The sequence below is a fragment of the Rapidithrix thailandica genome (assembly GCF_039710355.1).
Taxonomy (GTDB): domain Bacteria; phylum Bacteroidota; class Bacteroidia; order Cytophagales; family Flammeovirgaceae; genus Rapidithrix; species Rapidithrix thailandica.
On record NZ_JBDKWZ010000012.1, the window covers coordinates 62744 to 86742 of the forward strand.

Genomic DNA, 23999 nt, shown 5'->3' on the forward strand with positions numbered 1-23999 from the left:
CAAAATTACTAAGGATATTTTAAGGAATGGTATGGAGGGGGAAATAATTAAACTCCGACCATCTACCCAAAAGCGCAAAAGCACTGTGAAAGTCAACAACCTTCACAATGCTTTTTAAATATTGATTACAGTTTACCTGATGGTTTTATCCTTTTTTAGCGGGGATTTTTTCGCTGAGGTACTTTGCCGTATAATTGTCTTTCAACTTCACCATCTCCTCAGGAGTTCCGGCAAAACACACATTGCCTCCATCTTTTCCTCCTTCTGGCCCCAGGTCAATGATCCAATCGGCCAGTTTGATCACCTCCATATTGTGTTCGATGATAATCACCGAGTGCCCTTGTTCCACCAAAGCACTGATAGACCGCATTAATTTATTGATGTCGTGAAAGTGCAAGCCGGTAGTAGGTTCATCAAAAATAAACAAGACTTTTTCGGTGGCTTTCACATTGCCCTTTACCAGAAAGGAAGCCAACTTCACGCGTTGGGCTTCGCCCCCACTCAGCGTATTGGATGATTGCCCGAGTTTTACATATCCCAAGCCTACTTCTTGCAATGGCTTCAGTTTGTTGACAATCTTTTTTTGCTCTTTGAAAAACTCAATACTTTCATCAATACTCAATTCAAGTATTTCCGCAATGTTTTTCTCATGATATTTTACTTCCAGTACTTCGTCTTTGAAACGATGGCCTTTGCAACTCTCACATTTCAGATAAATATCGGCCATAAATTGCATTTCCACTTTGATCTCCCCTTCCCCCTGGCAGGCCTCACAACGCCCGCCATCCACATTAAACGAAAAGTGGGCGGGTTTATACCCCCTTTGTTTGGACAAGGGTTGATCGGCAAACAACTGACGTACCACATCGTAGGCCTTCACATAGGTCACCGGGTTGGAACGGGAAGATTTGCCAATAGGGTTCTGATCGACAAACTCGATATGGCTAATGGCTTTAATATCACCTTCCATACCTGCCATCTTCCCCGATTCGTCACTGTATCCGCCAAGTTGCTTGGTTAATGCCGGATAAAAGATTTTCCGGATCAACGTAGATTTACCCGAACCACTCACCCCGGTAATCACCGTGATGATGTTCAGGGGAAATTCTACATCCAGATTTTTCAGGTTATTTTCTTTAGCCCCCAATACCCGGATGGATTTTTTCCATTTTCTCCGGTAAGAAGGAACATCTATTTTTTCCACATTGTGTAAATAGCGGGCCGTATGGCTGATATCCGGGTTGTCCATGTTGAATATATCTCCCTGGAAGCTCAATTCTCCTCCGTAAATCCCTGCATCAGGTCCGATATCAATGATTTGATCGGCCGCCCGCATCACTTCTTCTTCGTGTTCCACGACAATCACCGTGTTTCCAAGATCTCTCAACTCTTCCAGTACGGAAATCAAGTTATGGGTGTCCCGGGGATGTAAACCAATAGACGGCTCATCCAAAATATACATCGACCCTACTAAGGCACTTCCTAAAGAAGTGGCCAGTTTGATCCTTTGATACTCTCCCCCGGACAACGTTGCCGTCAATCGGTTTAAAGTCAAATAGCCCAAGCCTACCCGAGTGAGGTACATCAGGCGGTTTTCTATTTCTACCAGTATTCTTTTAGCAATGGCCTTCTCATAGTCGGTAAGTTCGAGCGCTTCAAAAAAGGTTACGACTTCCGATACCGGCAATAGCACCAGTTCGATGATGGACTTGCCTCCGATTTTCACATAACCGGCATCTTTGCGCAAACGGGTTCCTTTACAATCCGGGCAAACCGTACGCCCCCGGTACCGGGATAATAATACACGGTATTGTATTTTATGCGTCTGCGTTTCCAGATGTTTAAAGAAAGCATTTAAGCCTTCAAAATATTCATTACCTGTCCAGAGGACTTGTTTCTCTTCGTCTGACAAATCGCTATAAGCTCTGTGGATAGGGAAATCAAACTTGATCCCGTTTTTTAACAAGGGGACTTGCCACTTTTTCATGGACTCACTACGCCAAGGGGCTATGGCTCCCTCATATACAGACAAGCTTTTATCCGGTATCACCAGGTCTTCGTCAATCCCCAGAATATTTCCAAAACCTTCGCAGCGTTTACAAGCTCCATAGGGATTGTTAAAGCTAAATAAATTGACTGAGGGTTCTTCAAACCGTATCCCATCCGCCTCAAAGCGATCGGAAAAGTTTTTTCGTATGGTCTCTTTATTTTTTTGGATGATTTCAATGGTACAATCTCCTTCCCCTTCAAAAAAGGCCGTTTGAATGGAATCGGCAATCCGGTATTGATTGTCTTCATCGTTCTGTTTGACGGTGTTACGGTCAATCAGGATATCCACTTGTAAGCCTTTCTTTGCCAAGTCGTACACCTCTTCAAAGTTTCCATTGTCCGGTAAGTCTTCAATAAAGGTCAACTCCTCGTTAAACAGGATACGGGTAAATCCTTTTTGCAAAAGGATTTTTAATTCCTCGGCAAGGCTTCTCCCCTCTTTCATCTTTAAAGGACAAAGGGTCATTACCCTCACGCCCTCTTCAAACGATTGGATAAAATTTACCACACTGGTCACACTGTCTTTGGTCACCAGGTTTCCGGAAACAGGCGAGTAGGTTTTTCCAACCCGGGCAAATAGCAATTTCAGGTAATCGTAGATTTCTGTAGTGGTTCCCACTGTGGAACGAGGGTTCCGGGTATTCACTTTTTGCTCTACGGCAATGGCCGGACATACTCCCCGGATATACTCGACTTCCGGCTTTTCCATTCGTCCCAGAAACTGACGGGCATACGAACTCAAGCTCTCCACATACATCCGTTGTCCTTCGGCAAAAAGCGTATCAAAAGCCAGTGAGGACTTGCCAGAGCCCGATACTCCGGTAATCACCACTAATTTATTTCGGGGGATGGCTACATCTATATTTTTTAAATTGTTTACCTTCGCACCTTTTACAATGATATATTGCTTAGGGTCAAGCTGGTCAACTGATATGCTCATAGTAGTTTGTCAATTTTATATGGCAGGCCCTTTGCCAAAAGTTGCCACAAAAGTGCAATAATTTAAAATATTCGCCATATTTTCATGGCTGTTTTTTTAGAGTATGTTATTGAAGGGATTCCTCCTTTCATTACGAATGATGACATACTCCTTGAAAATTTCGTAGTTTCACCGATACGTTAGCAAACACACATGCTCATCCGAAGGCTTCTGATCCGTTTATTAGGTTTCAAAAATTATTTGCAATTTATCAGTTATTTTTTTCTTAAAACCTATCGTTCAAAACTTTACCTGTCCGAACATTTTCAAGTCCGGTTTCTCCGGCAGCTCGTCCGGCAAGGTGATACCTGTTTGGATATTGGCGCAAATTTAGGCTATTTTTCCATACCCTTATCGCATTTGACCGGAGAAAAAGGAAAACTCTACTCTATAGAGCCTGTTCCCATGTTTCGCAAGGTATTACAAAAAAACCTGAGCCGTTTTGGCCTCAAGAATTTTGAAATCCTACCCTATGCTTTGGGAGAGGAAGATCATAAGAAAGTGCAAATGGGAACACCTACCGTAGACGGGGTGATCCGGCACGGACGGACGGAAATACTGGAAGCCCGGCCCCAACAAGGCATTGCCTTTACTCATGAAACCGAGATGATGTCGCCTCAAACCTTATTCGGAGGATTGAAGGAATTGCAATTTGTCAAATGTGATGTGGAAGGGTACGAAACGCATATTATTCCACAATTTTTATCTCTTTTTGAACAACACCAGCCCATTCTGGAAATTGAAATCGGGCCTAAAGAAAACAAAGCTGAAATCATCAACCTGCTCAGCCCGTTGTCATATACTGCTTATTATCTTAAAAACAACCAACTCTGGCCTTTTCAATTAGATAACCCTCAACACACAAAAGAAATTGAGCTTTACTTTATTCCCACTGGCAAAAAAGACCGGGTCAGGGGTGTGATTAGGGAATGAGGGATAGAAGGAGTGGAGGATTGAAGGAATGGAGGATTGAGGGTTGCGGGAAGATAATTGTACTTTTGGGGTTTATCAGATAATTTCAACAAACTTAATGTATCCGGCAACTTGAATTAATTATTATCTTTGCATTTCTTTCCTTTTGATGGAAAGGTATTTTTTCAAGTTTAAATAAAGCCGGGGTGTTCACTGAATCTCTGAGCAAACGACTGTAAACTATGCCAAAAAAGAACTTTTTCAACCTATTATATGCCCTCTGGTATTTGCTTTGGTTTTGGGTTATTTTTATTTTGATTTACCCGCTTTTTCTCCTGACCATTTTCGTAAAAAAATGGAGACCTTATTCTTACAAAGTCAATAATATATGGGCGTATACGGTGTATTTTTTGGTTGGTTTGCCTGTAAAAGTACAATACCGCTTTCCCTTTGACAAAAAGGGAAATTATGTATTCTGTCCCAATCATAATTCCTATCTGGACATTCCCATTTTAGGATATGCCATGCGGCAGTTTGGTGTATATGTAGGAAAAAGCCAGCTGAGTAAAGTGCCCTTGTTTGGCTATATGTTTAAGAAATTATATATCTCCGTTGACCGCAACAGCCTGAGAGACCGTTATCAATCTTTTGAATTGGCTAAAAACGAAATTGACCAGGGGAACAGTTTGATCATTTTCCCGGAAGGGGGAACCAATCAAAACCCACCGGTACCCAAACGCTTTAAAGACGGGGCCTTTCGTATTGCCATTGAAAAGCAGGTTCCGATTGTCCCGGTCACCATTCCTCAACACTGGTTGGTAATGCATGATATCTCTCCCTATTTGCATTGGAGCAAAATTGAAGTGATCTTTCATGAACCGATAGCAACCACGGGAATGACGATAGACCAAGCCGATGACTTAAAAGAACAGGTATATTCTGTCATCTACAATGAAATGAAGAGTCGCTTTCCAAAGTATTTTGAAAAAGAAACCGTGAATAAATAAGCTGAAAACTTTGAAGGTGTTCTTATTTTTGTGAAAGTCCAGAAGGATAGAATTTGAAATCAATTAAAATGAAAATAGAAAAAGCAGATTTAGAAAAAATAGCCCATTTGGCAAGGCTGAATTTTAATGAGGAGGATGAGGGGAAAATGCTGCAAAGCATAAATGAAATTGTAGAATGGGTAGGTAAACTCGAAGAAGTGGACACCGAAGGAGTGGAACCCTTAACCCATATGTCCGAAGAGCAAAACGTGCTTCGGGAAGACGAGGTAAAAAACCACCTTTCCCGTGAGGCCGGCTTAAAAAATGCCCCTCGAAAAGACAAACAGTTTATCCGGGTGCCTAAGGTGTTGGAATAATCCTGGGTTTGCATTCAGGATTTATTCTATTCTTTCATAGGCTCCGATATCCGGGTTTTCATCCCGGGCATTGTCCAAAAGGTCATGGGAAACGAACAATTTTTGTCCTTTGTCTTTGGCCGGGCTGAGTGTATCCAAGGTAAAGAGCTGTTCGATCGGGCTGGTAAACTTCGGGTCTGTATTTAATTGATTATCATTCCCTTTTAAGAAATCCGTCAGTTGGGTTTTGAAAATATTATTTCTCAAGTTCAACTCCATTTTGGTTTCGCTTTCCGCATCTGCAAAAAACTGCACTTCGTCATTTAGCACCCCCCATACAATCGTATTGCGCATATCCACATACAAATCTTCCCGAAGGATATCTTCTCCTGTATTAAAGTAATTACTCAAGATCAGAGAGGGAGTCTCTCTAAAGAAGTCAAATTGGTAATTGGCAATGGTATTATGGTACAAGACATAATTGCCCCCGGCCCAGCAGGCCAAGCCACTTTGAATACAATTGTCAATCAAGGTATTGTACATCAACAAATCCGAGGTAAAGCACTGTATGCCGGTTGCTGCCATGTTTTCGATGATAGAATTTGCCAAAACCAGGTCCGGTTCCTCGTCTTCGTCAGGGGTTCCTAAGTGAATCCCCACCGTAGCATTTTTAATAATGGCCGAATAGATTTCGTTTTGATGGCTTTGTTCCAAGAAAAAGATCCCCCCCCATTGTCCCGGAGCTTTGGCATATGCTTTTTCCTGCCTTACCCCTTGAAAAGTTACCGGTTTTTCAGCAACTCCCTGAATTTTAAGCGTGCCGTTAACAAACAAATATGCCCCTGGATTCATATAAATACGAGTTCCTTCTTCGATTGTAAGCGTGGCATCCTTTTGCACCAATACAGAGTCAAAAATCACATAAGGCCGGTTAGCGGTCCAGGTAGTGTTGCCATCGATACCTTGTAAGCCACTGCGGTAAAAGTTGGCATCTTGCCCCCAAGAAATCAGTTTTACATCCTGTACATTGCCGTTTGTTTCAAAAACCAGGGAATCTTGTACGATAAATGGCAGGTCATTGTCCTGAGGGTCAATAAATACTTCTACCAATACCAATAAACTATCCCCCCCCAGAAGCTTTACATTTTCCACCTTTGTATCGGAAATGCCATTGATATGAACAGCATAAGCAGAGCTTTGGGTGTTTCCCAAACTGATGTTAGCAATATTTACGGCTTTATTGCTAGGGTTGGTTACCGAAAGGCGCTTGGTTACGCTTCCCACAGTTGTAAAAACCGTATCAAAAAAGATGGTATCTTGAGAAAAGGAAAGTTTGATATCCGGGCTTGTGGAAATACTCTCTTCTTCTGGCTCACAAGCGAAAAGTAATACGGTTGAAAGCCATACAATACTTATTCTGAAAAATTTATACTTGTTCATTCGACTATCACAGGTGGCTTGAAACTCATCCGTAAGTTAACGAAGCATTGTATTCTAGCAAAATATTCCTGTGATCAGATCTTATTTTATTTTATGAATGGTAATATTTTACCGCTAAAAGTCCTATTAACGTTTAAAATTCAGCCATTTGAGGGTTCAAGTGGGACTTGAGGCTTTATTGAAAATTTTCATATTCAAATCATAGATATTCAATTGGATATCTCGAATTATGGGCATCACACTATCAAAATATCCCATTACTACAAAGCCCTCACTCTCTAGCGTATCATGCAGCCGGTTTACAATATTAATTTGGGTAACTTTATCGAAATAGATCAGTACATTCCGGCAAAAAATCAGATGAAATTTTTGTCTAAACCCATCTGCAATCAAATTGTGTTTTTTAAACTCCACATTCTTTAAAAGCAAGGGGTCGAATTGAAACGTATTCCCGTTTTGCAGACAATACAGGACCAGCTTTCCTTTGGGGTTATATTGCCGGTAATTCGACTCAAAATCAGCCCATTTGGTATTGCAGTACTCTCCCATCCGGGCCTTTTGCAGGGAATCTTCATTGATATCCGTAGCGACAAAACGGCATTTATGATACACTCCCAACTCTTTTGCTAAAATTGCCATTGAAAACAGCTCCTCACCTGTGGAGCAGCCTGTATGCAATATGGAAACCTGCTTATTGGTACGAGTCAATTGTAATAGCAAGTCCTTAACACACAACCACATTTTGGGATCGCGAAACAGCGTGGTAAGCCCTACTGTAATTTCATTCATAAAAGGATAGATAAACCCTCTGTCGCGCAATAACGTTGACCATAAATCGATCAAAGAATTGAACTTAAATTTAAGCAAACAGTTTTTTAACCTTCTTTTGAAAGGAGTAGGCTCATAGCAGGAAAAATCAATTCCATACCTCTTATAGATGGCCTCACAAAAAGAGACTAACTCGAAATCTGAAATTGCTTGCTCTTGTAAATTTTTTTCCATTCACTCAAGGGGTTTCAAGTTATGCCTCATACAAAAGGTAAGTAGCGGATAGGCAGTGAATTGGTTTTTCGCTTATTGTACAATCAGCACCGTTTTTCCAATGGTATGTTCTAAATTCAAAATAGGGAAAAAGCGCACTTGCTTCTGTAGTGTTTTTCCCTTTTTGGTTAAGAATTTCAGGGACATTGTTTCATTTTTTCCTTCGGAAACTTTTTTCAACAGACTTTCAAAACCAGCTGCCCGCTCGGCTAAAATGTCCTCAAGTGACTTGTTTCGCAAATCCATTCTCGTATACCCTAGTAGCTCAAGAAAGCCCTGGTTAAATGATTTGATGATAAAGCCTTCTTTTAATTCCAAAGTAGGTACAACCGATTTGTACGCAGCTAGCGTATTGCTCAGGTCGTGTTGTTTTTCTTTTTCAGCAGTGGTAAACTGTGCCAGGAGCATGATTTTTCTGGGCACTCCTGCGATGTCCAAAATAGGATTAAACGTTCCGTTGAGCCATAAGTCTTTCCCGGACTTGCTTTTGTGCTTAAATTCACCGGAAAAAAATTGACCGTTTTTTAAGTTTTCCCACATCATTTTGATTTGCGGCTTTTCATTTTCCTCAACATCCAAGAGGATTTCATAAGAATGCCCTACCAATTCTTCCCGTGTATACCCCATCACACTCAGGTAGATCGGGTTCACTTCCTTGATCCGGCCTTTCATATCAAACTCCACCGAAGCAATGGTTTTGTTTATGGCTTCCAGGTAGTAGTTTAATTCTACTTTATTTTGCCTGTTTTTGATTTCCAGGTGCTTTTCTACCGTAATATTATTGGCATAAATCACCACACTTTCCACTCCGCCTTGCAAATCAAAGATGGGATTGAACACCCCTCTTAAACAGATTTCATGGTCATATTTATTTTTCATATTAAAATCACAGCGGATAAACTGACCCTCCATGATTTTCTCCCACCAAGTAGTTTGCTGCTCTTCATCCGCGATAGTAGTTTGCAACAGGTCAATGGCCTGCCCTTGAATTTCGCGTAAGGAATAGCCGAATACTTCTAAAAAGTTATCATTCACCTCAGTAATCGTCTTATCCTTTTTGACTTCGATGATCAACGAAGAGCGACTGATCGCTTCTAATTTGGATTTGTAGTTGAGTGCGTTAGTTTTGGTTTCCGTAATTTCGGCTTGCACTGCAATATACTTTACTACCGTTCCATGGTCATCTTTCACCGGATTAATGGACAAAGAAATCCAGTATTTTTCGCCTTGCTTATTATAGTTTAATATTTCTTCGTAAATGGATTCCCCTTGTTTGAGCTTCCAACTAATCCGCTTTTGTGTTTCGGCACATGTTTCCGGACCTTGAAGGATGTTCCCCGGTTTTTTACCTAGCATCTCTTTAAGGGTAAAACCAGAGATACGGGTAAACCCCCGGTTTACATATTCAACATAGCCCAAATGGTCAGTGATGACTACGGCAGTATCCGTATTATCGGCCACCAACGACAGGCGTTCAAATTCTATTTCTTCGGTTTTTTTCCGGGTAATATCTTGCGCTAACATCAAAACACTGTGGACGTCACCATTCTGGTCTTTTACCGGATTATAAGTAGTATGCAACCAAACATCTTTGCCCTGACGCGTTTTGACCAATAAGTCATCCGAATAGGCTTGTTGTGTTTGGTTAATGATCTTTTGAATATGGGAGTAATTTTTAAAAACTTCTTTATAATGTACTTTGTAAAGCTGTTCGCTTGTATAAGCCAACAAGCTCAACGTATTTTTGTTAGCCTTCAGGATTCTCCCTCGAGGGTCCACTTCTACCATACACAGTGTTGTGTCAATGGCGGAAACAATACTGTCCAATTCCAATTGTTTTCGGCTCATTTCTTCCTGAGTCGCAGACAGCTCTTCAAAGTTCTGCCTCATCTCTTCCTCATTTTCCCGCAATTCCGCCGTCAACAACTGAGACTCCTCAAGTAATTTCTTGGTTTTCAGATTGGCTTCAAGGTTGTGTATACTGGAGGCAATGCTTTCGGTAACCTTGCGAATAAAATCCACTTTATGTTGAGGTAAGACTTTGAAGGACGCCAACTCGATGACTCCAAAGATAGCATCGTTAAAAAGTAAGGGGGCAATGATGATATTGGTAGGGGGAGCATCGCCCAAACCGGAAGTGATCTTAATGTATTCGGGAGGAATGTCTGTTAAGTAAATCAGGTCTTTTTCTTGTAAACACTGCCCTACCAGTCCTTCACCCGGGTACACCTTTCCGGACAGGTATTTTTTCCGGTCGAAAGCATAAGCAGCAGCAAGCTCTAAAAACTCCCGGTAGCTTCGATCGGTTTTTACCAGGTAAAACATTCCTTGGTTGCACCCTAACATTTTAATTAGGCTTTTCAGGCAACTGAAACACATCTCTTCAATCTTATCCACTTCCTGATGAAGGATCTCACTAAACTTCGCGACTGACTCAATGCCCCACTGGCGCTCCGCTTCCCGTTGTTTGAAGGTGTGTAGTTCGGATTCGAGGTTTAAAATAGCTTTTCCGAAGCGGTCCTCATGACTGAGCTTGTCCAAATGTATTTGTTCTCCTTTGGAAATTTCATCGATTAGTTGCGAAGCTTCTTTGATTTTGAATATTGTATTGTTCAGGTTGTCCGTGATACTTGTATAAATATCCTGTTTTTTCTTTTGCTTGTGAGCGGAGCAATGAGAAACCTCCGCTAACAGTTGATTGGACGAACTGAATACCTGTGCCACCTGCCGTGAAATCCGCCAAATAATCCTACCCACAATGGCCAGGTTCATCACTAAAGCAATATGTACCAGATTATCTTTTAAAAAGGGAATATACCCCTCCACGATTTTTAATGTGGAAAGGAAAATTATTCCATTCAGCACTAACAGTGTAAATACCCATCCCTTGGCTTTGCCTAGTATTGATAAGAAAGTTTTCATAGTGATACAGATGACTGAACAATGGCTATAGGCCTCAATTAAAACTTAGCAGTGGCGTGTTTGCTATTTTAGCAAGAAAATTTTCTGAAAACTGCCATAAAAACTGAGTTTGAAATTGTTGTGAAGGGTTTCCCACTAAAAAAGTTGTGGAAACAAAAAAATCCTGATTTCCGCTTGAAAAACCCTCGATAAAGGTCTCTATCACCAGTTTACTCAGAATATTCAAGTCCGGCACCCCTCCATGCAAATTCAGTTGCAAAATATTGGTAATTTCAGTGATCACCGCAGCGGATAAGATATTATCCAACTCTTTGGCAAATTCCAGCATTACATGTTCTTTTTTGAAGTCGCTCAGAGGTGTATACAACTCCCTGCATCCCTGTTTTGGGATTAACAAGAAGCTTCTCCCCTCGATTTCGCCTATAAGTTTTGTCACCAACAAGCAGTGTTTATGAAAAGTCTTTTGATTTGCCTCCTCTATGTATGAGCGTTTATCAAAAAAATATTGAGGAGTCCCCCCTTGAACTGGCTTACCTGTAAACAGCCGAAATGCTTCGGAAGCATTGGCAAAAGCTCTCTGAAAAAGCAAATCCAGCTTTTGTTGATATTGCATCTCGTTTTGGTGCATCATAATGATTTGATATAGAGATTAGCCCGATAATTCCCGGTCTGATAAATAAGTTGATCTGAAAATAAAGTTTGCGATGGCTGAGATATTTACCACCAGGCAGACATTGCCATCGCCTAATATGGTCACACCACTGATAAAAGAGCTGGTGTCTGCCGGCTTTTTAAGAGGTTTTTCTACAATTTCTTTTTGTTGTTGTAATTTATCCACTACCAAACCCATGGTCCAATCATGATAGGTGACCACCACAATCTCCAAGTTGGCATTGTCTGCAATGTTATCAAAACTATGATGTAAGTAGCTTTTTCCTTTTGCCAGGTCGTCAGAAGAAGCCCCAAACAAATCTTTTAAGAAGACCACCGATACGGTTTTATCCAGGTGTTTTGTCATCAAGCCTTTTCCCACTTTATGAATTTCCTTTTTCTTGATAGAAATCACTGCTTCGGTATAAGACAGTGGAATGGCATAGACACTTTTTGATAATTCAAATAGCAAGGTGCCTCGTACAGCCATGGATGCCGGGAGCAAAAGTTTAAAAACCGAGCCCTTACCTTGGGTGGTTTCCACAGAGATATTCCCACCAACGGATTCGATAGAGCGCTTCACCACGTCCATCCCTACACCTCTTCCCGAAACCGTGCTGATTGTTTCGGCCGTAGAAAAGCCTGCTTCAAAGATAAAGCGAAGGACTTCCTGGTCTGTTAGTTTGTTGACAACCTCCTGAGTGATAAGCTTCCGGTTGATGGCTTTTTCACATACCTTTTTCAAATCAATACCTTTCCCGTCATCCCTTACTTCAATCACCACAGAGTCGTTCAGGTTTTTGGCTTCCAAAGTAATGGTTCCAAATTCTGTTTTTCCTGATTTATGCCTTTCCTCTGTTGTTTCTATTCCGTGACTTACCGCATTTCTAATCAAATGGATAAGAGAGTCACTGATGGCTTGTAAGATATTCCGGTCGATCTCCGTTTCGGTTCCTTTTAACAGCAACTCCACTTTCTTATGTTCCAAGGCAGCAACATCCCGTACTACCCGGTGGAATTTTTTGAACAAAAAGCCTACTTGTACCAAGCGGGCGTTCATGACCGAATACTGTAAGTCCGAAGAGATTCTGTTAAGACGGGAATAGGAATTGTCTGTATGATCGTCAAGGTGAGTGGCTATCATCCGGTCGCGTTCGATGACGAGTTCTCCAACCAAATTGAGCATTTCATCCAGTTTTTTTACTGGTACCTGGATGATTTCGGAGAACTTAATTCCGTTTTGCAGCGGTTCTTCCCGATTGCTTTCTCGGGATTTTTCTCTTGTAATTTCTTTGGGTTTTTCCTTTATATTGCTTTCTGTATGAGCAGCTTGACCTTCTTCTTTGACAGGGTCTTTTGACGAAGACTCCGTCAGTACAGTATCTGTCGCAACTTTAGTTTTTTCCGGTGCCGGGTTACTTTTTTCATTGCCTTTCGACTGATTTATAATCAACTGTAATTTGGTTCGGATTCCCTTATACCTCACCTGTTTATCAATTTTAAGCGCCTCGATCAAATTTCCCAACACATCTACGGCCCTAAAAACAAGTGAGAATGTTTGCTCACCCAATATAAGTTTGTTTTCTTTGACTTCCCCGAACAAATCTTCGATTGTATGAGCAAACTCAGCGATATCATCAAAGCCTAACCCTGCCGCATTTCCTTTTAAAGTATGCACTATTCTGAAAATGCTATTAATGATTTTGGAATCGGTAGGATTTTTTTCCAAAGCGGTGAGTAACTGGTTGACCTCCTCGTAGTACTCAAGGGCTTCGCTTAAAAAAAGCTCTTTGTATTCATCTGATTTTGCACTCATATACAGTATTAAAGACTGGTGACGATAAAGTTTGGCATTTCATGTAATTTCACAACCCGGTCGATACAACCTTCCTTGATGGCACTCTGAGGCATGCCGTAAATCACGGCTGTTTGTGCATCCTGGGCAATCATAAAACTTCCCTGCTTTTTTAATTCCACGGCTCCCTGGGTGCCATCTCTACCCATTCCTGTCAGGAGTACTCCTATGGCTTTTCCACCAAAGGTTTTACTCACGGATTTAAACAAACAATCCACTGAAGGGTGATTAAACTCTTTGAACTTCTTTTTGGAAAAATGGGCAATGGGCTTTTTTGATTGTACATCCGAAATAATTTCCAGGTTAGCATGCCCCGGAGCCAAATAAATCACTCCCCCTTGAATGGCTTCACCATTCTTAGGAATCCTTACCGGAAGGGAAGAACGTTGATTTAATCTTGCAGCAAAAGAGTCGATAAACCGCTCGGGCATATGTTGGGCAATGATTATGGGAACCGGAAGGTTTTCAGGCAGCTTTTCTATAAATATTTCTATAGCTGCCGGGCCTCCCGTAGAGGCTCCTATTACAATAATTTGATAATTAAGTTTTTGATCAAAGGTATGTTGATGGGTGTTTCTTTTACTGTCGTGGTAGAGAAGTTTGTCCGTATCCACAGCGGCAGCCGCTTTTACCAACTCTGTCAGTACAAACGTCCCCTTCTCTTCCTGGATGTTTTTAGGTTTATCGATAAAATCAAAAGCCCCTAAATCCAAGGCATCAAACACCTGTTTATCGGTCCGGTCCAAGGAACTTAACAAAATTACCGGTGTAGGGCAGTGTTTCATCACCTCGCCCACCACATACAGCCCATCAAAGTCAGGCATCATAATATCCGTGATGATGACATCCGGGCGCAATTTTTTCACTTTGTCCACCCCCTCTTTGCCATTGTTTGCCGTGGCCATAAGACGAATGGCAGGGTCTTTTCGCAATACGTCCGATATAAGTATTCTCATGAAACCGGAGTCTTCAATCAATAAGACGTTGATTGGAGAATACATTGTTGACTTGGACATAACTTGTGTTTACAATTTGTCGATTGCTTCGTTTAATTGTTCAGAAGTAAATGGCTTCACAATATAGGCGGAAGCCCCTAACCCCAAGCCTTCCTGGATGACCGACTCTTGTCCAACAGCACTGATCATGATGACTTTGGAGGACAGCTTTTCTTCTTTATACACCTTCAAAATATCCGTACCTATCATGTCGGGTAAGATATTATCCAAGGTGATAATATCCGGTTGTAACTCTAGCGCTAAATCGATTGCTTCTTCACCGTTAGCCGCCTGACCAACTACTGCATGCCCGCTATCTTCCAGGGCATCTTTAATGACCGTACGCATATAAAGCGAGTCATCAACTATGAGCACTTTTTTTGACATAAAAATGATGTATTAGATTTGGAGTAAATTGAAAGTAACAGGTAAAAAAATCAGCATTTGTTAGGTGCCGGTAAATACGTTGTTAGTACTTTCTCCTCCAATGACTTGAATAATATCAATTAGGATAATCATCCGGTTTTCCAAGGTAATCACGCCTTTGATATAATCAGACTGGTTACCTGAATGGATGATATTGGGAGATTTTTCAATTTCGTCACTTGTAACGGTTAGTGTATTAGGTACTTCCTGTACCAATACACCGAACTTATATTCATCACTGTCGACCACCAACGTGTAATTCTGTTGATGGGTATCCAGCTTTGTATTTTTCTTTAGTTCGAAAAGTTCTTCCAAATCGATCACAGAAATCACATTGCCCCGGATATTCGCTACACCTTTGATATAAGGTAGGGTTTGAGGCATTTTCGTGATAGGAGGCGTAATGACTACTTCCTTAATCTGGTCGATGTTAATGGCATATTCTTCTCCTTTTTGTTTAAAAACGATCAACTGAAAAGTGGACCTATTTTCCTTTTGATTACTTCCATTGGCTTGCAGAATAGCTTGCTTTATCTTTTCCATAATCTTGATATCTAAAGTGCTGGAAATTTATTTGCTTGCGGCAAGGGTAAACTTGTTAATACCTTCTTTCAGTGCTTTAGCCACTTCGGAAAGTTGGTTACTAGAACTCGCTACTAGTTCCATACTAGCATTTAGCTCTTGGGAAGAATTAGCTACCTGTTGGGTACCGGCAGCTGTTTCTTCGGCAACGACTACAATTTGCTCAATGTTTTTGACGACTGATTCGATCGCAGCTTTTTGCCCTACCGAAGCATCTTTGATGGCTTTGGAGTAAGTGAATGTTTCTTCACTGGATTTCGCAATATCTTTGAAGACCTCTTCGGCATCTTGTGTTGCTTTTTTACCTTGATCCACTGTCGTTTCCATGATATCAATGGCTTTGCTGGCAGACTGGGTATCTTTCTGCACATCCCCTATGATCTTTTCTATTTCGATCGCTGATTTACGAGAGTCCTCAGCCAATTTTCGAATTTCTTCCGCAACTACGGCAAACCCTCTTCCGGCATCCCCGGCCCGGGCAGCTTCAATGGCTGCATTTAAGGCTAAGAGATTGGTTTGAGCGGCAATATCCGTAATCACATTTAGCGTTCTTCCGATTTCTTCCGCCCTCCGGGTTAAAATGCCTATAGAGCTTGACGTTTTAGAAGCCGAGTCTCCGATTCCACTCATACTTTCCACCAGCTTTTGGATACTCCCCAAGCCTGTTTTACAACTTTTTTGCCCGGTTTCGGCAGCAATATTGATGCTTTCCGCTTTATCTGCTACAGAGCCAGCCGACTCCATAACATTTTCTACCAATTTAGAAGATTCATCCGTACGTTGTGCTTGGTCTTGTGCCCCTTGAGCCATTTGACTTATAGCTGAAGCCACTTCTGTGGTGTTATTTTTCATACTTTCGGACTTCTCCAACAAACTCACAGAAGAATCGGCGATCACATCCGAATGCTCACCAATTGCGCTTAACAATTCATTTAAATTATCCATTGCGGTGTTCAAGGCCTGTGCCATATTAAGTATGTCCCCGTTTGCCTTCATGGCAAAGCGCTGAGTTAAATTACCATCGGCCAGTTCCGATATGATGGCATTCATTTCCAAGATGGGGTCTGCAATGGACTGCAAGAGTAAGTTAAGGGCATCAATCAGCTCCTTCCACATACCTTTTGCATCCTCTAGGGCCAAACGAGCATTTAAGTTGCCGTCTTCACCCGCAGATTTAATCACTTTATAAATTTCATTGATAATATTTTTTAAGTTGTCCCTTAGGGCCAAATTACCTTGAATCATTCTACCCAAATCCCCCTCGGCATGTACAGAGAGTTCCGCATCAAAATTTCCTTGACTTAGTTCGTTCACAAAATTACTCACTTGGCTTAATGCAATGGTAAACCGGGTGATGTCCGTAGCAATCATCACCACCTTTACCGGCTTGCCATCCATATCAAAAATAGGGTTATAGGTTGCCTGAAGGTATACATCCTTCTCATTTTTACCAACTTGTTTGTAAGTACCCTGATCAAATTCCCCTCGTTTTAATTTTTTCCAGAAAGCCTGATACTCCGAAGATGCTACATATTCAGGTTCACATAATGTCCGGTGATGTTTTCCTTTTATTTCCTCTAGGGTATATCCCAAAAGTGACAGAAAATTGTCATTTACCTGTAGGACATTGCCCTCTAAATCATATTCAATCACACAACTGGCCTTGTTAACGGCATCCAATTGCCCGGACGTATCCAGGTTCCGTAGTTTGTCTACAGTGATGTCAGTGGCTAATTTAATGATCTTCACTACGTCTCCGTTTTCGTCTACGACAGGAGTATAGTTAGCCATTAGCCATACTTCATTTCCATGTTTATCCAAGCGCTTGAATTCTCCCGTCTGAGGAGTTCCTTCCCGAAGTTTTTCCCAAAACAACTTATATTTAGCGGATTGGGTAAATGCGTCATCACAAAAAATCCGGTGGTGTTTTCCGATAATTTCTTCCAGTTTGTATTTGAATGCTTTTAGGAAAAGATTATTTGCACCGGTTACATCCCCATTTTTGTCAAACTCAATAAAAGCAGAGTTCGAGTTAATCGCAGCCAACGTTCCATCAAGTTCCATTTGCCTTTTAGCCATTTCTTCTTGGGCATTTTTCATCTCCCCCATATGTTGTCTCAACTCTTCCTCCTGCGCAGCAATACTTTCTTGTTGTTCTGTGGACTGTTCCAGTAACTTTTCTACCTCTTCTTGTTTGTTCATCTGCTCGGTAATATCAAAACGAATTCCCAAATACTTTATAGGCTTCCCTTCTTCATCTAACACAGGGGCAATACTGGCATCTACCCAATAGTAAGAGCCATCTTTTGCTTTGTTTTTATAACGGCCTTGAAAAATTTTCCCAGCCTGTATCGTTTCCCACATTTCTTTAAATACCGCCTTTGGTGTCTCAGGGTGACGCAAAATACTGTGGGGTTTACCAAGGCATTCATCCTCTGTGTATTTGGATATTTCACAAAACTTTTCATTGACATAAGTAATAGTACCGTATAAGTCGGACTCAGACACCAATGCTGTTTTGTTCAGTAATTCGACTCGGGCAGCTAACTCCTGTTTCATTTCGTCATTCTGCCCTAATTCATTTTCCATTCTTTCATATGCCGACTTGAAATAACCCAGTTCTTCCAAAAGTTCCTGTTTATGAGAAATATCCCAAGCCACAGCTACTATTTTTTGAGTTTCTTCTATCAAATGGAATGTACAATCCAGCCAAACCGACTTTGCTCCCGATCCTACTAATTCAAGCTCTACTGAGGCCTCTTCACCTTTTTTTAGACCTTCCCACATGAATCGAAATTCAGAACTGTTGGCCAACTTCGGTTCAAGAAAGTCCGAAAATGTTTTGTCAGTTACGTCATCCTGACCAATGACCTGACAAAAGTTTGTATTGGCTGAAATAATATTTCCGGAGAGGTCGAGCTCTAAAAGCACATGACTCTCATTCAGAACATCTGATACTTGCCCAGACACACCAGTATCGTTGGCATTCGTTGAATGCCCAAAAAGAACGATTTTTAATAACTTATTTTGTTTATCAAATACCGGAAAATAGCTTCCGGATAAATTTATTTCTTTTTTATCTTTTGTGATCCTTCTAAATTCTCCAGATTGAGGGTCTCCTGTTTTGAGTGCATCCCAAAACAATTGAAGCTCCATACTCTCTGAATATTCAGAAGTTAAAAGTAGCTTATGCGATTTGGCTAATAATTCCTCTTCCGAATAACCAAATAGCTCACAGAAACGCGCATTTGCCAGTAGGATGTTTCCCAACTCATCAAATTCTATACAAGCAAACAGCTCATTTAACGCTTTATACTGAGCTTCTAAAACAGGTGTATTCACTTTTTTTGAAGTATTCTCTGGAGAAGATTGAGAGCTATTGGTACTCATAATAGTTTGATTCTAAGTAAAGGGTAAACATTGTATTCAATAAACTTTGTAGGATGTCTATTTAGGAAGGAGTGTCCGTTATAATAAGTAAAGGGCTTTTCAGAATCAGGCCACATTACTATTTTCTTTGATAAAAAAATAATTGTGAAAATAGGATGAACAGCTTTGTCAGTATGGAGATACTCAACTATGACGTTCAATGCTATTAATAAAAAAGCTTAATCACTTTATGATTATATCCTGAAAACGAAAGAGATAGGTTATTGTTTATAAAAAATACAGAGTACCCCTTAAGATCTTTTTAAGGTGATATAAGTTATTCAGAAATCACAAGGATTGAGGCAAAAAAATACTAAGAGAATGGTAGGCATTTATTTTATTAATTCAATAACATAAAACAAGCAAACAACACCAAAGAGAATTCATTCAAAGTGCAGATGCTTTATTTTCAAATATTACAGATTAATCTATGTTTTTTGAGTTTCTGTCTGGCATTTGGTAGCTATATCAATTACATTTTATTGATAAGAAGGTTAGCTTATCTGAAATCACATAATCAAAATAAGTGCAATTGCTCATGTACTTGATACTCTTTACACTTAAATGCCAAAAAGCCCAAAAGGTAATAGATCTACCTTCTGGGCTTTTTCACTAATATCTTACAGTAAAAAATTTAATCCATAATTATCTCCTAAATCCTAATACTGCCGCACCACAAAAACTTTTAGAATCTTTGAATGTAAAACTCAAATAGTAAATACCGGTTGCACGGCATTTATAAATCCATCCTGGAGAAAATTTATTATTGTAATAACTAGTTACAATTTTATTTCTTCTAGAGTCATATAATGTACCAATAATACCATGAGCCCCACCATCTTTACCACTAATATTGATTTGGTAGTTAGTATCTTTACTGAATACACAAGTGTATTCTATTTTCTTACGAGCTCCCCCTCTCCCATCGATTCTAAAACTTTTAGAAAATTGATATCCATTCGCCAATGACCTCATGCTTTTATTAATATATAATTCAGCATTACATTGAGCATAGGTAGAGGCACATGTAAACAAAATTCCACTAAAAAATAGTAGAGCTAAAAATATTTTTTTCATATTGCTAATTATTTTAAATCTGCAACAAAAAATAAAGTACTGAAATAGACAAAAAGTATATATCAATCAGAAGACCGGATAAGAGAGAAATTTTTAGCGAATAATTTTATTTCTCACAGATCTAATTAGGCTAGTTATTTTGTCAATTTGAGCATCTGTCACTTTCACAGTACTTGAATTGTTATCCATAACTACTAACATACCATTTACTTCTTGTGTGGTAGGTTGCCCATATGTTGTTTCAATTGAAATTTCGTTATACACTTTTTTCAACTCGTTCAAATCCGAGATTAAACCAGGAAACTCCGGTTTCGTTTTGAACATTTGTAAAACTTTAAGTATTTGATCTAATACAATCTTCTGCTCTGCTATTTTGACTTTAAGATCTTCATGTTTACTTCGCTGTTGAACTATGGTTGTAATGTGTAATGCTTCAATCCACCCTCCAGTTAAAAGCAGTATACTTAAATGATCACGTCCTTGTTGAGATAAGTGATAATTAATTTTTTCAAAATTTGAGGTTGTTGTCATTAACAACTCATCAAAATTATTTGCACTTTCTGCTAATTTTTTGATAGTTTGATAATCAAAAAACTGTCCAATACTTAATCCATCCGCCAATTTTTTTACAGAACTCAAATAATTTAACGCATCTTGATTTTTGCTGTAAATATTAGCAAACCCTAAATCAGTACCATAAACACCTAGATTCAAAGCTTTTTTAAAACTTGTGTTGTACTTGGAAACAAAATCAGAATTGTTTAAATCCGTCTTATTGTAAACAGTACCAAGTTCTTTGATTAGCATGGATATTTCCAAAGGTGATGGAATTGCTTGTAGAATTTGCATAATGGCATCATCCGACACTGAATAAGGTTGCGATAGTACTACCACCTTAGGATTATCATTCATTTTTGATGCAAGAGCAGTGTTACTTAATATTAAGATGTACACTAGTGCCGAAATTCCTAAATAAAATTTCTTCATACTTTCTATAGCTTAGAAATATTATAAACTAACTTCAGTTAAAAGGGACTTTTCAATTAGAACTGTATTTATTTCGATTTCTTGCCCACATTTTGCGTAATGCTCCCAAACCATGTAATAATTCGTGATAATACATCAAAATATAAAGTCATGAACAAGATAAAAGTCATTGCCCAAATAAACATTAAATTGAATGTATACGTGTTGAATAACTTTCCCAAAAAGGGCTTCACCGGGGCATAAAAATGGACTCTATAATCTAATAGTGAACGGTTTAAGGAAGGAATATTGAATATAGGGTCCATTAATTGAACAACCTTTCCGTCACTCACAACTACTCGATCTTCAACCGTAGTATTCCTTACAATTTCCTCCAAACAGTCATTGTAATATTTATCCTTAAATTGACTTTGATCAATTCCTTCAGGAAGATCGTCTTTCATTTTATACAAAACGGAATCCTTAGACTCACTTGCTCTAATAAAGCCTAAAGTATAAAATTGAGCAACTTGATTAAAATATTCTCTTAAAGCTTGAGTGTTCTCTTCACTGCTAAATCTATCCTCATTTACTAAACTATCAATGTTTACTTTTTGAGATTTTGTATAGAAATCATTCCTCAACTCCCTCTTTAACAATAGAATATTGCTCTGAATAATTGGAGCTGTCGAATCATTTTTATTGGATAATAACGATGAGGTTTGGTTGATAATTTCATCCAGTTTTGGTTTCCAGTAACTGGATTTAAAGCTGTTACTTTTCTCCAGTACTTCAAATTCAAACAAATTTTCCTCATACTTATTACTCTTAAAATGTTCTACAGCAATACCTTCATAAGTCCAGCGAGAAGCCATAAAATCTGCCACTAACGGAACTTTTCCTTTATCACTTATCGAATTATTTAATTTATCGTAATCGAATATAACTCCACTAGCAATAAGCTGAGGAATAAGTAATAATGGAATTAATATATAAACTGTAACAGCAGAGTTAAACGCAGAAGAGATATTTAAACCTATTACATTTGCATGACATGATGCCGTAAATAACGCCAACCAATACATAAAATGTAACCCATCAATTCCAAGTACTAAATTGCCTATTAAAACAAAACTGACAGTTTGGATAGCAGAAAAAGCAAATAATATCAGAACTTTTGAAGTCAAGTAACTGAAGCGGCTTAAATTCAAAAAGGTTTCCCTTTTTAATATTTTCCGGTCTCTGATAATTTCTTCCGCACTCACTGACATCCCCATAAATAAAGCAGCAACTACACATATCAGAATATAAGCAGGAATATTATCATTGTGCCTAAAAATATACTCTCCATCACTTGATCCTCTATACCTAATCACCCATGATATTAATAAAGCTAAAAAAGGGGCTTCTAATAAGTTAATTGTTAAGTATTGGAGGTTACTGATTTTAGAAAGAAAATCTCTTACAGAAAAGATTAATGTTTGTTTTATTCTTGATGGGATTTTAAGAGTTGAAGGGGGATCTTCTTTTACGTTCTCCAAACGTTCTAAAGAAAAATGGTCTAAATACATTTTATACCATTCTTCTGGTTGTACTTTTCTTTTATTCGTAAATTCCCCATATTCGTCTACCACCCTTGATTCAATGATATTGAATATTTGCTCAGGGTTTACGTTCCCACAAGTTGCACACTGTCCACGATCACTTCCTACTTGACGACTGGCACTCTTAAAATAGGTAACGGCTTCTATTGGGTTACCCATAAAAATAGGGAACCCGCCTGTATCCATAATTAACATTTTATCAAACATCTTAAAGATGTCCGAAGAAGGTTGGTGGATAACTACAAATATGAGCTTACCTCTTAACGAAAGCTCTTTTAATAAATCTATTACATTTTCCGAATCCCTTGAAGAAAGCCCGGAAGTGGGTTCATCCACAAACATAATTGCCGGTTCACGGATGAGTTCAAGTGCAATGTTCAGTCGCTTTCTTTGCCCTCCACTAATTTTTTTATTCAAAGGACTTCCTACTTTCAAGTGGGCTCTTTTTTCCAAACCCAAACTTGTAAGTACTGCCATCACTCTTTTGTCAATTTCTTCATCACTTATGTCTCCAAAACAGAGCTTGGCATTATAGAATAAATTTTGGTATACAGTTAATTCCTCAATTAATAAATCATCTTGAGACACATAGCCAATCACTCCCTCAATCTTATCCGTGTCTTGCTGGCTATGAACATTATACCCATTTATCAACACATTTCCTTTGGAAGGGGATTCCAGACCGGCCAAAACATTCAATAATGTTGTTTTTCCAGCCCCACTCGCCCCCATTATTCCAATTAGATTTCCATTACTTTCTGATAAATTAATGTTTTGAAACCCAATTGTTCCATTTGGAAATTTAAATTCTAAATCATGTACATTAAAAGATATATTGTCAACTTCTTGGTCTGTATTATAAGTACTAACCAAATCGCTATAATAAAGAGGGGCTCCTTTGGGGGTTTTAAATACACTTCCCGGGGCAAACTGAATTACACTTTCGTGTTTTACTAATTGCCCATTTAAATAAATTTCATCCTTTCCAGTGTATTTTGTAAAGTAAGCTCCGACACTCTTAACGCGTATAAAAATAATTTCCCCATCCAATTGACCTGAATCAATATATTTTAATTTACTTCCTTCTGAAGGTTTATCATTATCAAAAATTAAAATATCTTCATGATCAATTTGTGAAGAGTGGGCTTCAAATACAAAACTTTCTATCAACTTGTACTCTTCTGTCGGAATATTAAATACTGTTGAAACAGTATTAATGATTTCCATTCTTTGAGATGTGAAAGATCGGTCAGAAGCTACTAGTTCTAATAACTTAATCAATACAATTACTTTTTGTTGTTGATTAAGTGTTTTATTAATTTTTTTACAAATCGCTAATGTACGAACAGAATCCCTGACATTCGTCAACTTCCTTTTATTCTTCCTCTTTTCCTTATCACTAACCTCTTTTGTAGCAATTCCATACTCTGCAAATTGATCAAATAGAGCAATATATTCCTCTACAGTCTTGGTATCGAGTTCTAAGCGAAAATATTCAATTACAAAATCCCTTTCCGCATTAGTTACTCCACCATCTTGTTTTGATATAATTGCAAAAAGTTGGGTAAGAGCTTTTAATATTTCTTCACTCATGATACTGAATTATCAGGAATCCATTCAGGATTTGAAAAAATCTGTTTTTGCTAAAAACAGTATATGCAGGAGAAAAAAATTTATTTAAAAAGAAACAATAGTTGAGAATTAGATCAACTATTGTTTTCTAATTCAC

Annotated in this window: 16 protein-coding genes; 3 read left to right on the forward strand and 13 right to left on the reverse strand. The window is 39.0% G+C overall.

What is annotated here, in order from left to right; all coding sequences use genetic code 11:
- Positions 1–145 precede the first annotated feature (145 nt).
- On the reverse strand, positions 146–2989 hold the full coding sequence (gene uvrA, locus AAG747_RS19570) for an excinuclease ABC subunit UvrA (RefSeq protein WP_346822908.1): 2844 nt from the start codon (positions 2987–2989) through the stop codon (positions 146–148).
- 192 nt (positions 2990–3181) lie between these two features.
- Here uvrA and AAG747_RS19575 point away from each other — a divergent pair, with 192 nt between their 5' ends.
- The 3 genes from AAG747_RS19575 (at position 3182) to gatC (ending at position 5303) form a co-directional block, all read left to right on the forward strand.
- Complete coding sequence (locus AAG747_RS19575; protein WP_346822909.1) at positions 3182–3961, forward strand: FkbM family methyltransferase; 780 nt, start codon at positions 3182–3184, stop codon at positions 3959–3961.
- A 221-nt stretch (positions 3962–4182) separates the two neighbouring features.
- The gene (locus tag AAG747_RS19580) at positions 4183–4947 is read left to right on the forward strand and encodes a lysophospholipid acyltransferase family protein (RefSeq protein WP_346822910.1); all 765 of its coding nucleotides are present in this window, start codon (positions 4183–4185) and stop codon (positions 4945–4947) included.
- Positions 4948–5015: 68 nt separating this feature from the next.
- Positions 5016–5303, forward strand: a complete 288-nt coding sequence (gatC, locus tag AAG747_RS19585) for an Asp-tRNA(Asn)/Glu-tRNA(Gln) amidotransferase subunit GatC (RefSeq protein WP_346822911.1) — start codon at positions 5016–5018, stop codon at positions 5301–5303.
- Positions 5304–5324: 21 nt separating this feature from the next.
- Here the strand turns inward: gatC and AAG747_RS19590 are convergent, their stop codons facing one another.
- From AAG747_RS19590 to AAG747_RS19645, 12 genes are all read right to left on the reverse strand, one after another.
- On the reverse strand, positions 5325–6722 hold the full coding sequence (locus AAG747_RS19590; RefSeq protein WP_346822912.1) for a right-handed parallel beta-helix repeat-containing protein: 1398 nt from the start codon (positions 6720–6722) through the stop codon (positions 5325–5327).
- A 156-nt stretch (positions 6723–6878) separates the two neighbouring features.
- Positions 6879–7724: a CheR family methyltransferase gene (locus tag AAG747_RS19595; protein ID WP_346822913.1), complete on the reverse strand. Its 846-nt coding sequence runs from the start codon at positions 7722–7724 to the stop codon at positions 6879–6881.
- A gap of 72 nt (positions 7725–7796) precedes the next feature.
- A complete protein-coding gene (locus AAG747_RS19600; RefSeq protein WP_346822914.1) occupies positions 7797–10685 on the reverse strand; it encodes a PAS domain S-box protein in 2889 nt (962 codons plus the stop codon).
- A 34-nt stretch (positions 10686–10719) separates the two neighbouring features.
- Positions 10720–11316 (reverse strand): hypothetical protein, encoded by a 597-nt coding sequence (locus tag AAG747_RS19605; protein WP_346822915.1) that lies wholly within the window; start codon positions 11314–11316, stop codon positions 10720–10722.
- Positions 11317–11334: 18 nt separating this feature from the next.
- A complete protein-coding gene (locus tag AAG747_RS19610) occupies positions 11335–13152 on the reverse strand; it encodes a chemotaxis protein CheA (protein ID WP_346822916.1) in 1818 nt (605 codons plus the stop codon).
- An 8-nt stretch (positions 13153–13160) separates the two neighbouring features.
- On the reverse strand, positions 13161–14207 hold the full coding sequence (gene cheB / locus AAG747_RS19615) for a chemotaxis-specific protein-glutamate methyltransferase CheB (protein ID WP_346822917.1): 1047 nt from the start codon (positions 14205–14207) through the stop codon (positions 13161–13163).
- Between the two features lie 9 nt (positions 14208–14216).
- Positions 14217–14573, reverse strand: coding sequence for a response regulator (locus AAG747_RS19620; RefSeq protein ID WP_346822918.1), 357 nt, complete (start codon positions 14571–14573; stop codon positions 14217–14219).
- A 60-nt stretch (positions 14574–14633) separates the two neighbouring features.
- Positions 14634–15155, reverse strand: coding sequence for a chemotaxis protein CheW (locus AAG747_RS19625; RefSeq protein WP_346822919.1), 522 nt, complete (start codon positions 15153–15155; stop codon positions 14634–14636).
- A 27-nt stretch (positions 15156–15182) separates the two neighbouring features.
- Positions 15183–18584 carry a methyl-accepting chemotaxis protein gene (locus AAG747_RS19630; RefSeq protein ID WP_346822921.1) on the reverse strand — a complete coding sequence of 1134 codons (3402 nt, stop codon included), beginning with the start codon at positions 18582–18584 and terminating at the stop codon, positions 15183–15185.
- 684 nt (positions 18585–19268) lie between these two features.
- Positions 19269–19700, reverse strand: a complete 432-nt coding sequence (locus tag AAG747_RS19635; protein ID WP_346822922.1) for a hypothetical protein — start codon at positions 19698–19700, stop codon at positions 19269–19271.
- A gap of 93 nt (positions 19701–19793) precedes the next feature.
- On the reverse strand, positions 19794–20687 hold the full coding sequence (locus AAG747_RS19640) for a hypothetical protein (protein ID WP_346822923.1): 894 nt from the start codon (positions 20685–20687) through the stop codon (positions 19794–19796).
- Positions 20688–20755: 68 nt separating this feature from the next.
- Complete coding sequence (locus AAG747_RS19645; protein WP_346822924.1) at positions 20756–23863, reverse strand: ATP-binding cassette domain-containing protein; 3108 nt, start codon at positions 23861–23863, stop codon at positions 20756–20758.
- Positions 23864–23999: the final 136 nt, after the last annotated feature.